11 protein-coding genes are annotated in these 13,076 nt (G+C 45.4%); 2 read left to right on the top strand and 9 right to left on the bottom strand.

Annotated elements, in window-relative coordinates:
- Positions 1–44: 44 nt before the first annotated feature.
- Positions 45–509 (bottom strand): chemotaxis protein CheX, encoded by a 465-nt coding sequence (locus LFX17_RS10085; RefSeq protein ID WP_118955755.1) that lies wholly within the window; start codon positions 507–509, stop codon positions 45–47.
- On the bottom strand, positions 509–1,744 hold the full coding sequence (locus tag LFX17_RS10080) for a hypothetical protein (RefSeq protein ID WP_238730137.1): 1,236 nt from the start codon (positions 1,742–1,744) through the stop codon (positions 509–511). The genes LFX17_RS10085 and LFX17_RS10080 overlap by 1 nt, the downstream gene beginning before the upstream one ends.
- Before the next feature lie 103 nt (positions 1,745–1,847).
- Here LFX17_RS10080 and LFX17_RS10075 point away from each other — a divergent pair, with 103 nt between their 5' ends.
- Entirely contained in the window at positions 1,848–2,627 is a 780-nt protein-coding gene (locus tag LFX17_RS10075) for an LIC_11490 family protein (RefSeq protein WP_238746450.1), read from the top strand.
- 281 nt (positions 2,628–2,908) lie between these two features.
- Here LFX17_RS10075 and lmtA read toward each other — a convergent pair whose 3' ends face one another.
- From lmtA to LFX17_RS10040, 7 genes are all read right to left on the bottom strand, one after another.
- Positions 2,909–3,661 (bottom strand): lipid A Kdo2 1-phosphate O-methyltransferase, encoded by a 753-nt coding sequence (gene lmtA, locus LFX17_RS10070; protein WP_238730135.1) that lies wholly within the window; start codon positions 3,659–3,661, stop codon positions 2,909–2,911.
- Between the two features lie 75 nt (positions 3,662–3,736).
- On the bottom strand, positions 3,737–4,765 hold the full coding sequence (locus tag LFX17_RS10065) for a DUF4340 domain-containing protein (RefSeq protein WP_238746442.1): 1,029 nt from the start codon (positions 4,763–4,765) through the stop codon (positions 3,737–3,739).
- Positions 4,762–6,477 (bottom strand): GldG family protein, encoded by a 1,716-nt coding sequence (locus tag LFX17_RS10060; protein WP_238746440.1) that lies wholly within the window; start codon positions 6,475–6,477, stop codon positions 4,762–4,764. Before LFX17_RS10060 ends, LFX17_RS10065 begins: the two co-directional genes overlap by 4 nt.
- Positions 6,474–7,229 carry an ABC transporter permease gene (locus LFX17_RS10055; RefSeq protein WP_238746438.1) on the bottom strand — a complete coding sequence of 252 codons (756 nt, stop codon included), beginning with the start codon at positions 7,227–7,229 and terminating at the stop codon, positions 6,474–6,476. The genes LFX17_RS10060 and LFX17_RS10055 overlap by 4 nt, the downstream gene beginning before the upstream one ends.
- Entirely contained in the window at positions 7,226–8,161 is a 936-nt protein-coding gene (locus LFX17_RS10050) for an ABC transporter ATP-binding protein (RefSeq protein WP_238746430.1), read from the bottom strand. The genes LFX17_RS10055 and LFX17_RS10050 overlap by 4 nt, the downstream gene beginning before the upstream one ends.
- 57 nt (positions 8,162–8,218) lie before the next feature.
- Positions 8,219–8,515, bottom strand: coding sequence for an STAS domain-containing protein (locus tag LFX17_RS10045; RefSeq protein ID WP_238730130.1), 297 nt, complete (start codon positions 8,513–8,515; stop codon positions 8,219–8,221).
- A 158-nt stretch (positions 8,516–8,673) separates the two neighbouring features.
- On the bottom strand, positions 8,674–9,435 hold the full coding sequence (locus LFX17_RS10040) for a class I SAM-dependent DNA methyltransferase (protein WP_238746428.1): 762 nt from the start codon (positions 9,433–9,435) through the stop codon (positions 8,674–8,676).
- A 105-nt stretch (positions 9,436–9,540) separates the two neighbouring features.
- Here LFX17_RS10040 and LFX17_RS10035 point away from each other — a divergent pair, with 105 nt between their 5' ends.
- Positions 9,541–12,969: a SpiroCoCo family coiled-coil protein gene (locus LFX17_RS10035; protein WP_238746426.1), complete on the top strand. Its 3,429-nt coding sequence runs from the start codon at positions 9,541–9,543 to the stop codon at positions 12,967–12,969.
- The last annotated feature ends 107 nt before the right edge of the window (positions 12,970–13,076 follow it).

Genomic DNA, 13,076 nt, shown 5'->3' with positions numbered 1-13,076 from the left:
CGTTCCGGTATCTTTTGGCTGACTCGCTCTCTATGGATCGCTCGTCAAGTCAGAGATACGTTTACGTCCAATTTTCCGAACTTGGAAAAAAGGCTGATTCCTAAGGAAGGTTTTTTAGGGATCTTTAATGTTTCGTTTTTGGAATCGATGATGTTCGGAGCGGTAATCTCGATCGATTGACCGGAACTCGCAAAGATGTTCATCGCATTTCCCGTAGTCATGTTCGCGATCTCACCGAGGATATCCTTGTATTCGTTTTTGATATCCTGGTCGCTCATTCCGGGCATCAGAACTCCAGCGATCTTATAGGCGGCGTCGTAGTTGAGACCGTAGACGACTTCTCCGTTGAAGGTTCCGATCACACCGATCACAATGGAAAGTTCAAGATTGGTTTCCGGACTATCCTTGATTCCGATCTTTCCACGGATCAGGTCCGTTTTTAAGACATCCCTAAAAACGATCGTAGCAGCTTCGAGAAAGGGGTTTACCAGTTCAGCCCGGATTTGCATTATTCTTCTGCCTTTTGACCGATCCTTCTTTCAATCGGGTATTTTTCCTGAAGCGCCTGACTGATTTCCATTACGAACCCGTTCATCAGGTTCGGATTGTCTCTCAAATCGGGTCCCTGGGAGGTATTGATTTTAGACGTATCTATTTCCAAGGAAGCGAATTCCACAAAAACATTTTTTTCGGAATCTTTGTAAGGACCGCCGACTTTTTTAGACCCGAATGCTACGGTTGTCAAATCTTTCAGAAATTGAGTGTTATTTCCCAAACGAATGTTTTGATTTCCGGCTTTGAGTTCCCAGAGATTCAAAAGAGATTGGTCCTTGAATTCCTGAACGCCACTGCCTAAAAGAGAAGCGATTTTCTGAAGTCCGTCCGGCTCTTGTTGAAGAGACGCGATTCTTCCCTTCCATTCTTCCTGAGATTTGGAACGGGTTTCGAGAAGAAGTTTGCTTCTTAGGAAATTTTTTCTTTCCTCGAAGCTGACTTCCTTTCCGTCCTTGTTTTTCGGAAGTTTTCCTTCTTTCTTTTCGTTTTCGTATTTAGCGCGTAAAACTTCGTCGGTGATCGGAGCTTCTTTCTCCGCGAGTTTCGTCAGTTGATCGTCCGTATAGGAAACGATGCGAAGTCGAACTCTTGCGGAAGAGGATTCTTTTTGAACCGCGACTTCTCCATCCGTCTTTTTGAGATCGGAGGTTAAAAGAGCTTCGTAAAGACCGCTTGCGTTTTTGCGGTCGATTCTGTACTGCATAGGAGCGGAATTGAGGATCTGCTTGTAGATCGCTTCCGGTTTACGGACGTCTTCGTCCGAATATCCGGCCCCGTTCATCGATTCGCGATAGATTCTGCGGGCTTCGTCCGAAAGTTCTTCACGGATTCCGGTTTCGGAAACGGAGAATCCGGTCGCGTCCGCGATTTGTTTGGTGACCACCAAACTGCGGATCGTCTGAAATGCGCAGGATTGAAGAGTAGAAGGATCTTCCGCGAGGGACGGGGCGATGCTTCTATATTGGAAGAAACAATCTCTTCGCGCAGCTTGAAAATAGTCCATCGGGATGGAATAGTCCCCGATTTTTCCCGCGTTCAAATTGGAGCGGCCGGAGATTACGTCGAAAAAGCTTTTTTCGGCGTCGCCGGGGAGAAAGGTGATGATCAAACCACCGACAAGGATAAACAGAAAGAATCCGACGACGGTGCGGATGATCTTGTCTTTGAGGGAAACGTTTTCTAATTCCATGATTGTAACTGTTAAACTGAAAGGGTTTGTGAAGGAATATTTCTGTAAAGGAGAAAAGTGAGAAAAACGCTTCAGAAACCCGCCCAAACGACAGATACATAAAATGATGCTCTTTATTGCGATCGCGCTCATTCTTGTGGGACTACTCTGTTTTATCTATGTCTCTCTGAACCCGAATCCTTCCGAAGGTTTTGGATTCAAGCCGGGCTTGCGCAAAGGCGGTTCGGAAAACGAACATTTGATTTCAAGACCGAATGCTCGGAAGGGAGCGGAGATTCTCTCTTCTTCCAAAAGGGCTCCGAGTTTGGAACAGATCGAAAAACAAAAACATCTGGAGAATCTTTTTGTGGAAGGAAGGAGAATTCCGAAACAAAGCAAGATCTCCTCGTCGGAGCCGGAAGCGAGTTACGAAACCGTTTCGAGCATCGAAGTCGAGGAAGACTTTGGGGAAGACAACGCTCCTCATTCCGGCATAGAGGTTTTGGAGGAATCTCCGAAGTTTTCCATTGCAAGCGAGCAAAAGAAGGAAGAAGTTCGGGAGGTTCGTTTTGAAATCGACGGGCTTTTGTATTTGGATCAGAATCGCGAACTTCCGTATGAAAAGCTCGCGAGCAAAAAGGAAGAATTGACTCCGGATAAACTCAAAGGGTTGAAACGGATCGGTCCGGGTAAGTTGAACGAGAGCCGCGATATGCTCGCGTTCGAAGCGTTGAACAGCAGTTATAAATATTCTTTTTCGGAGATTGAAAAGATTCTCTTTTTCGACGAGGGGATCGTTCTCATTCCCTCTAAGTCGAATTATCCGGTTCCGGTCTTTTTTACGAGAGAAACCAATCACTTGAAATCGTATTTGGAAAGTTCGTCCAGGACGTTTTCGAATTAGCGGAAGGTCTTCTTGAATTCTATCTACAATTTATCGTAAAACCGCCGGGCCCCCTCCCGAATTGGGTGGAGGTGGTGGGCTTTGTGGGCGTCCTTCCGCAATTTTTCCACATATCAGAAAAGTCGCATGAAGTCAATTCCGTCCTGAAGGAACTGTTCCGACAAGATGAATCGATATTGTTTTGACTTTAGAGGGAAGACATAGAGTCACGGACGGACTCAGCCTTCCGGTCGTTCAATAGATCGCTCAGGAACTCAGCCGCTTCGCTCTCGACGGATCGCTCAGCGACCCTCTACATGCAAAAGTTTTGTCGTTTTAACGATGATTCTCACGAGAAGATAAAACACAAGACCGCCGCCGAACAGAATGATCTGCGGAAGACGAATCGCTTCTACAAGATTGCTCACGGGCTCATTGAAATAAACAGCAACCAAATCGAACACGCTGAAGATCACAAGAATTCCGAAAAGACTCGGATATTCTCGTTTGAGAACGTTGCGGATCGAAAAGCCCAAAGCCGGTTTTTTATAGCCGCTGAACTTAGGGATAAACGCGGGAACTGTGTTCGCCCAGGAAAGATACGCATCTCCGAATTTCTTACGCAGAAATTGTTCTTCCGCAAACATAATTCTTTCGTAATATACCCAGAAGAATAAAATAAATACGGACGCGATCAGAAAATTCTTTAAGAAAAGAACCGCACCGAGATACATCAAAAAATTTCCGAGATACAAAGGGTGACGAATCAAGGAATAGATTCCTTCTTGGTTCACCAGGTCCGCGACTTGTTCTTTCGTATTTCTTCCGGAAGTTCGCGCGGGTGCGTAACCGATTACAAAGCTGCGAACAAAAAGTCCCAAGAGACTGACCGCAAAACAAAAAGACTGATAATAAAGATGATACGTATATGAATTGCCGGGAAACTGATAGAACGGCAAAAGACCGATGCAGAGAATCAAGATGATACCGGGGATATAGGATCTCCAACGAAATAAAAAATTCCCTTGAGATTCAAATTCTTCGATCAAAGCCATGCTTTTGTCCTAAGTTATAGAGTTCTTTTGAAATGAAATTGGACGCCCTTGCCCTGTCAATAGAGAATCGGAGCTTCAAAACGGATCGGAAGAATCCCGAAAGAACTCGTTTGCGTTGAAATCTTCTCGAAATCCTCGTAGAAAAACGGGATCGGCAACGAACAAAACGGAATCCGAGTTCGAACGAAAGATCGGTTCTTGATCGATCGTGTTTCCAATCCATTCCAAACGCAAGGGAGAATTTTGTCCGCCGTGAAAGTGTATCTCGATCTGCAATTTGTCCCCGGATGATAGAGGAAGAATTCTTTCGTGAAACGGTTTGATCCAAATCCGTTCCGCCTTCCAGGAAAGAATTTTTTGAATCAATGGAGAACAGTCGTCTCCGGGACAAAGCGGAGTGTCGGTGCGGTTAGGCTTCCAAACGCCCGATCGTATTTGTTCTATATTGATTTCGATTTTCCGGGCGCCGTCGGAGTGTATTAGAATAGTATGAATTTCTTGTATATTTCCGGTTTCGGGAAAGAATTTTCCGGAAAAAAAGAACGTTTCGTTTCCCCGGCCGGAAAGAGAATTTAAGTTTTCTTCCACAAGCCAAATCGGGCCGCCCGCACGTTCTTGCACGAACGTTCCGTTCGCATTCGTTTCGCCCGCGCCGATTCCTAGGGAAGCGATTTCTCCCGACGCGGTTTGGAGTTCCAGTTTGAGTTCTTCCCCGTTGAATCCGAACTCCGCTCCGTTCGAACCGTTTTCCTCGATCTTGGTAAATTTTCGAATCTTCAAAATTCCGTTTAAAAACGCGGCGACTTTCTGCGAATCGGAGTCCGCCGAATTGTTCCGAACCGTCACGATCCAGGCGCCGCCCGTTCGTTCCAAAACGGTTTCATGTCCTTTTCTGCCGATTTGAATCCGTTCGATTTCGTTTTTTGCAAACGGAAAAAACGGGTCCGCGCTTTGGTAGTTCTTTAAAAAGAATCCGAATGGATTTGCGAGTAAAATCCAAACCGTCGCTAAAACGACATTGATCAGAACCAAAGAAAGCGCCTTGTCTTCCTGAAAAAAACGGACGACCCAAGAAACGGTTCTGTTTTGAAAGCGCGCTTTCACGTCGACGATTCCTCGGAGACAAAGGGTGGCGCGGAGTTTCGACTCCTGATTCTTAAAAACGCATAAAGACCCAATAAAAACGGAATTCCAAGAAGATTCAAAAAACTGAATGTGATTCTTTCCGCGTCCGAAAAGGGCTTCAGCTTTAAAAAGGCGGATTTTTTTCCGCGCAAAGAAATCAGATCCGTATCTCCGTTGGAAACGTCCAATACGTTCAACAAAAACGGAAGATTGGATTCTTGATAGATTTCCCTCGTATCCGGAAATGCCAATAGATCGGAAACGAGATAGGGCGAACCGACCACGAAAATCCGGGAAACCTTTCCTTCCGGCGTGGATGGAAAAAACGAATTCGATTTTTGGAATGGATTCTCCGCTTGTGAAAAACGGGATCGGAATCTTCCTTCTAAAACCGCACCTAACACGATTCTATCGCCGAAAGCGGACAACGGGGTCGCAAAAATCTGTTTTTCTCCTAAGGCAACGATCGAGGAACGGACCGTCGCTTCTTCGGAGGACCAAAGGATCGGTTCCATTTTTACCGTCGGCTGGCGTTCCGGAAACAAACTTACGCTGGAAACCCAGGGTAAAAGAAGGCTTTGAAAGGGTTTTGTGAACGGGCTCACTTCGCTTAACATTTTTTCGGAAGAATCCGCCACGATCCAAGCGGGATAGGTGTATCTTCCGATCACACCGGGTTCCACTTCCATCAAGGAGCCGATCGGTAAAGAATGATTGAGATCGAGAACGAGATCCGTGTTTACTCGAAAACCGTAATATTCAAAAAGTTGATTTTGTTCTTCGTTGTGCGCGGAAGGTTTTGCGATCCCGAGCCCGGTCGCGTTCATTCCGATTCCGGTTTCCCGTTCGGGAGATTCCAAACGAAAGTCCATCGATTTTGCAAGAATCACCAGATTTCCCCCGCGCATCAAAAACTGATCGAGGCGATAGGCCGCTTTCGGCGACAACGCGCCTTCGCCGATCCAAAGCAGGGTCCGAATCCATAGCGGGACTTCTTTTTCCTCGAGTTTGAGTTCGGGAATGTTTCCGTATTCTTCCTTTAAGATTTGATGCGTAAAAATTCCGATCGTGTCTTTTCCGGTTTCGGGTCCGGGAGGAGCGGAGGATAAACTTCCGGATAAGGAAAGAATTCCTATTTCCGCGTCTCGTCGTTCGCGGATCATCTTTCGCAAAGTAGTCAAAATCTGATATTCGATTTCCTCCGCATAAAACGCGACCGGAAGCGTTTCTTTTCGTGTGCCGAGGGTAAGAGTCAGTCCGAGAAAAAGACGTTTGAATTCGGCGCCGCCTCTCTCCGTTTTTTCCAGGATCTGCGGTTGAATCCCCGCTTCGGCCGCTTTTCGTTGTTCTTCCTCGGATTCGTCCGGATCATGAAACCGCAACGAAACCTTTGCTCCGCCGAGCGAGGCGATCTCTTTCAAAAGTTCTTTGGTCAAATCCAAACGGACCTTGTATTCTCCCGGAATCTTGGAGGAATAATACGCGTCGATGGTCAGGGGAGAATGCAGATTTTTGAATACGTTTTTCGTACTCTCCGATATTTCGAATCGGCCGGATTTGGAAAGATCCTTTCTGCAGGCGAATTGCGAAACGATTCCATTCAAAAATAAGAATATAATAAAAACCTGAAAAAACAAAAACGACGGATTTCCGTTCCAACGCGCAAAAAAAATCCGTATTCGGGCGATCATCGTTTTGACCTCAAACGCAGCACGTTTGCGTAAAGTGTCAGAAGGATAAAACTCAGATAAAAGAATATTTCCCTTCCGTCCAAAATCCCGAGACGAAACGTTTCGAAATGTTTGGAAAGCGACAGAAACGAAAGCGCGTTTCCGAGTTGCGGTCCTACGAATTGCAGAAAGGGCCGATATCCCAAAAGAAAGAACGCGAGGCAAACGATCAAACCGAGAAGATACGAACCGATCTGATCTTTCGTAAGGGCGGAAACGAAACTTCCCAAGGAAAGATTGGCTCCCCCCAAAAGAAAAATTCCGATGTAACCGACCGCGACCGTTCCGAAATCCAAATCGCCTAAATAGAAAATCGTTCCGGGGATGAGGAACGTGAACGAAAGCACGAACCCTAAAAAACTCCAAGCCGCCAAAAATTTTCCGAACACGAGTTCCGCCTCGCGCAACGGGAGAGTAAAAAGAATTTCTAATGTTCCCGAACGTTCCTCCTCGGACCAAAGACGCATGGACAACGCTGGGATAAATACGACATACAGGATCGGAACCCAAAGAAAATACGCTTCCATACTCGCGGATTTAAAATCCCAAAACGAACCGTCTCCGAGGCCGAAAAAAAATAAGAACGAAGTCAGAAACAAAAAGAAGGAAGCGAAAATCATTCCGGAAGGAGAATTGAAATACACGGAAAATTCTTTCCAAAAGACGGTTTTGACGTTGTTTAAAAATTCCTGTAGAAAATCGAAAACGTTCATCTTTGCGCGGGGGAAGTGAGGGATTCAAACACGGATTCCAGGGAATTTTTTTCCGGAATCAAGGAACGGACCGGAAAGGAAGCTCCTTTCAAAATCCGAAAAACATCTTCCGATACGATTCGTTCGTGTTCGGACAACGCGCTCACACGAAATTCCGCGAAACGATCCCGGGTTTTACCGGTCGTTTCGATCGTATATAAATCGCTCGGAAACAGGGCTCGGATCGTTTTTAGATCCGTTTCGGCCAAAATCAGACAGCCTTTTCCTTTGGATAAGGATTCGACCGAACCGTCCGCGATCAGTCTTCCTTCGTCTAACACGAGAATGTGATCGCAGATTTCCTCCACTTCCTGCAAAACGTGCGAGGACAAAAGAATCGTTTTCTCTTTTCCTAATGTACGAAGGAGGGTTTTCAGTTCGGAAATTTGGAGCGGGTCCAAACCGGAACTCGGTTCGTCCAAAATGATATATTCAGGATCTTGAATGAGCGTTCCCGCGAGCGAAGTCCGTTGTCTGAATCCTTTGGAAAGAAATCCGATCGGTCTATGGACAACCGTTTCCAGTTTTAAGAGCGAAATCACGAAATCGATTCTTTGTTTCAAACGATCGGAAGCGATTCCCTTTGCCTTTCCCAAAAAGGAAAGAACTTCGAAGACCGTAAGATCGGGATAAATCGGAGAGGATTCGGGAAGATAGCCGATCCGTTTCTGGATCGAAATTCGGTTTTGAAAAAAATCGAGACCGTCGTAACGAACGGATCCTTCGTTCGGAAGAAGAGATCCCGTTAAAAGTCTGAGAGTGGTGGTTTTACCGGCCCCGTTCGGACCGAGCAGGCCCGTAATTCTTCCTTTTGGAATTTCAAAATTAAGATTCGAGACCGCTATTTTTCCCGGATAGGATTTGGAAAGTTGGCTGACGGAGATCGTTCCCATTGGGATAACCCAGAGATTGCCGATCTGATCCGAGCGGCAATCGTTTTTCGAAACATCTCAGAGCCCGAGTTTGCCGTCCACTTTGAACTTTTTCAAAACTTCGAGAAGATCGGGACTGAGATTTTTGATTTTCATCTTTACTCCGTAGTTGTCCATCAAGTTCTTCAAGGTGAGAAGTTTCGCGATTCCGCTCGAAGTGATTTTTTTCACCGAGTCGACAAAAAACTCTACGTCCGTCAAAGAACCCGAGGAAGCACTTTTGGAAACCTCGTCGAAGATCTTATCATAACCGTCGATCACCGTCGTATCGATCATTACCTTACCGGATTTTCCTTCTAACTTTAACTTGGACATACGCTTTTTCCTCGGTTTCCGTCTTCGACGTTGTGAAACTGAAATCCTTTCTCTTCTTTTTCTGTATCAGTACTTTCTAAAACGATTTTGTTTGAACCCATTCTTATAGGTTAACACACTTCGACGTAATAAATCGAATGCTAAATATATGATAAATGTCACCGATTCCGTAAATAAATTTCTGAATTTCCGCAGAGATAATTTATCAGAGAAGCGTCTTCTCGTAAAATCCAATCTTCATAATCGGAGCCTTCTTCCAAAAGGAAGAGTCCGGATTCCCGCAGAAGTTGATGAATCGTATTCCTTGGGAAGTATTTATGAACATGAGTTTCGGTAAATTCTTCATCCGTTCGTTTGTGAGAAAATGTGAGCGTCGATTCGAGAACGCGCTCTTCTTCCAAAAATCGATTGATCCATCGGATTTTATAATCCCCGGCGCGTTCCACAAAGGTCTGTCCGTCAAAATGATTCTTGAAGTTGTAAAGACTGCTGATATCGAAAAAGAAAAGTCCGTCGGGCGCGAGATGGGATCGAATCTTGGAAAAAACTTGTTTCAATTCGCCTTCATCATTCAAGTAATTGAGTGTATCGTGTGTGGAAAGAATGAGGTCGAATTTTCGCGGGGAAAGGTCGAACTTTAGTAAATCGGAAAGAATCAATTCTCCGCAAATCTCCTTTTTTCTCGCAATTTCGAGCATTTCCGAGCTTGAGTCGATTCCGGTCATTTCCGCCAAATCCGGGAATTCTTCCCAGAGCCGGCAAGTGCCGCAGCCTAAATCCAAGATCGTTTTCGGAAAAATTGATTCGCTGTGAGCGCAATAAGAAGAGAGAATAAATTCAGACCAACGCTTGTACTGAACTTCACGCATAACTGCGTCATAAACCGACGAAAAGCCGGAATAGGGCTTTTTTTTAAGCATAATTTAATTTTTTCTTGCTCTTTTTACGATCTTTCCAATAGTCAATCGTAATTTGATGAGACATAATGTTTCCGGAAACATTTTGTCTATGGTAAACAAAATTCAATGGGAATAGAATTACTCCTGCCGTTTATAGCCAGCGTAGGAATTACAATCCTTCTTCGAAGGCTGGATAAATCCAACTATAAACTCAGTCAAATCAAACGTTTTACGGGAAAAGTTCAAGACGAACTGAATGATATTGCCTTAGAAAAAATCCAATCCGTAAAAGACGCAGGAATCGATTTAGAAATCAGCCTCAAACAAACGCGTAAACTCGCAAACGACGTCCACGCACTCAACGAAGAATCCAGACAACTTCTCGATTCGATCAAAACAAACCGCGATTTTCTCGACGGCGTGGCGCGCGATCTCAAGGAAGTCGTTCAACTTTCCTCCGATATCCGCGAAGAATCCAACGCGATTCAGCAGGGACTTCTTCGTATGGAATCCGGAAAAAAGGAAATCCAGCTTCTGGATCAGAAAATTCTGGATTTGAGATCCGAAGCCGAAGCGATCTTGGAAGTGTTTACCGATAAGGTCAATCTTCGTTCGGACGAACTCTTACAATCTCTTGCTTCCAAAATCGTGGAACTCGAAGAACTTTTAGAAATTAAAAACGATAAGATCGATCAAGGTTTGAACTCGATCGCAGCAAATTACAGAGACAGCCTGGAAGCACATTCCAATTCTCTAATGCGTGAATCCGTGGGAAGAATCGAACAGCTTCGTTCGGAAATCTCCTCTCTCTTTGAAACGATCCGCAACAAAGAGGAAGACTTGGATCTGAGATCCGAAAGACTGCAAACCGTATTCTTAACCGTAAGCGATAAACTCGAACGCCTGGATTCCAGGGTGGAAGAGAAGGCCGAGGCGGCGGACCGCAAACTCGAAGAGATGGCGCGTGTCGCCGAAAAATCCGCTCAGGAAAAACTGGATCGTATCCTCGAACAGGTCACTCATTCCAAAGAAGCGTTCATCAACGGAGTTAAACTCGAAGTCGATTCGATCCGCAGGGAGATCGAAGGTATGAGTTTGGAAACGATGACTCGTCGCGACGAAATTCTCAACGAAACAAGACGTCAGGCGGAATCGATCAACGAATCCATCCAGTTCTTTCAGGAAAAATATCTCGAAGCGGAAAACAAACTGCTTCGTCAAGCGGACGCTCGTAAGTCCGAACTGTTGCGTCAGATCGACAGTTTTGAGGAAGAATTCAACCGGATCAGCAGCAATCTTAGAAACGACGCGGACGGTCTGAAAAAGGAAATTTCTTTCGGACTCCGGGAATTCCATTCCGCTTTGGATTCAGCGAGGGAAGAGGCGAAGGAAAAAACGATTCACGGGATTTCCACGCTTCAGGAGAATTTCGATTTAGAACTTTCTAAAATGCACGCCGAACGTTCCGCACAGATCCAACAGGATTTGGAAGCGGTTCGTCAAAGCATCGTTACTCTCGATAAACAGATCTCCACTCGAATCAAGGACGTGGATTCGTATTTGGGCGATCTTCAATCCGCGATGGAATCCAGCGCGGGCGATCTGATGTCTCAGGTCGAAGAAAAGATCGATCTTCTTTCCGGAACCGTGGACGAAGAAGTCCGTAAAATCGATCAGAGATTCGAGAATTTGGGCCGTTACTGGGAAGAAGAACTCGGTACTATCCGACTCGGCGCACAAGATCAAATGGGCCGTTTGCAGGATAAACTCGGCGAAATTCACGTCGAAGGGCGAGGTCTTCTCGAAGAATTCAAAAACGAATACGCGCTTCAAAAAGACAAGATCGAAGAATTCGTTTCCCGCTATAAGGCGAACTTTCAAAAAGAAGGCGATAGCGTATCCGATCGTCTCGGCGAATCTTTACGCAGCATCAAGGAAGAAGGATCGGAGATCCTCCAGAACCTTCGGGAAGAATTTTCCGGAACCATCGATAAGATGGAACAGATCGTTAAAAAGAACGAAAAGGTTCTCGAAATCCACGCGGAAAAAATCCGCAACAACGTGGAATCCAATCTCGAAAACGCAGGCCGCGACGCCGAACGCGTGTTAGACCGTCTCCGTGATTCCGCCGAAGACTTTTTTGAAAAACAGGAAGAAAAGATCAGCCGTTTGAACGGAACGATCGACGCAAAAATTTCGAAACAACTTACTTCTCTCATGGACAAGGGCCAGCTCCAGCTCGGTCAACTCGAAGAGAGAATCAGCAAATACATTTTGGACGTGAAAAAGAATCTGGAAGAATCCCTCAAGTCCTCGCGCAAAGACAGCGACGATCAGATGAAGGGTTTTCAAAAACAGCTTCAAAATCAACTGCGCGAAATGGAATCGGCCGCGGAAGAATTCTTACGTTCCGGAAAAGAAGAGTTCAAAGATTCCATGGAAGAATACAGAACTCTTCAACTCGATCTTAAAAAAGACCTCGAAGAAATCCGCAACGCGAAAAAAAATCTCATCGCGGAAATCCAGGAAGAATCCGAAGGTTTACGTTCTTCCGTGGAAGCGATCACGGACAAGATGGAAGAACTCGGAGAAAAAACAGAACTCTTCCACAAAGCGAGCGAGGTCGTGGAAAGAACCGATTCTTACATTCAAACGATGGAAGAACTTCTCTCCAGAGCGGACGAGAAGACTCCGTTGTTAAACGAACTCGAAACGAAACTCGACGAACTGCAGAACTTAAAACATTCTCTTCTTTCCGAAACGGAAGACTTGAAACTCAGATTGGATTCCCTTACTTCCATCAAAGACTCTTCGGATCTTTTACGCAGAGACTTCGAAGAACTGCAAAGAAGGTCCTCCGATTGGGAAGACACCTTTACGAGACTTCTCGAAGCAGGTGAAAAGGCGCTCGAAATGGAAGAGACGTTCGGAGATCTTACCGCAAGACTGGAAACGTTGGAGTCCGTTCGCGAAGAAGTCAAAGGTCTTTTCGACGAAACCGACGCGCACAAAGAAGCCGCGAAAGGACTTACAAACAAACTGTATTCTCTTCAAAACGACGTTGAAATTCTCGAAGCGAGAGAAAAGGAAATCGCGGAAACGGTGCGTAAAACAGACGACCGAATCGAATCCTTGTTCCGCAAAAAGGAAGAAATCCGTTCCGTGGAAGCGAAGTTCGAAAAAATCGAAGACCTGATGGTCGATCTTTCCGAAAGACACAAACAGATTTCCACGCTGCAACATAGAATGGAAGACTTGAAGGCCGGAGCCCTAGTTGTGAAGGAAGATCTCGAAAGTCTTTTGGGAGAAGCGGACGATAAGTTTGAAAAACTCTCCGGATTTTTGGACGCGGTAGGCGCGGTTACCGAAGGTTCCTCTCCTTCCGGCAAGTCGAAGGACACTTCCAAGGATCATTTGATCCAAAGAAAGAAGGCCACCGTGCTGAATCTGTATCATAACTTTCAATGGCCTGCGGAAACCATCGCGGAAAAATTAAATTTAGAGACGGGGCTTGTGAATACGATTCTACAAAGCGAATCCATTAAGAAGAAATGAAATACTTCTTGACGACTTCCGATTCGAGCTCTATGTCTCATTTTCAAAGTTATGGTATCATTTTTTTTAAAACAAAGGTAAGGTCGCAAAGGGGAAAGTTCTAAAAG

Origin of the sequence: Leptospira sanjuanensis (assembly GCF_022267375.1) — a bacterium.
In the GTDB taxonomy this organism is placed as follows: Bacteria; Spirochaetota; Leptospiria; order Leptospirales; family Leptospiraceae; genus Leptospira; species Leptospira sanjuanensis.
Note: the sequence above shows the minus strand (reverse complement) of the source record. Positions and strands in the feature narration are given on the sequence as shown.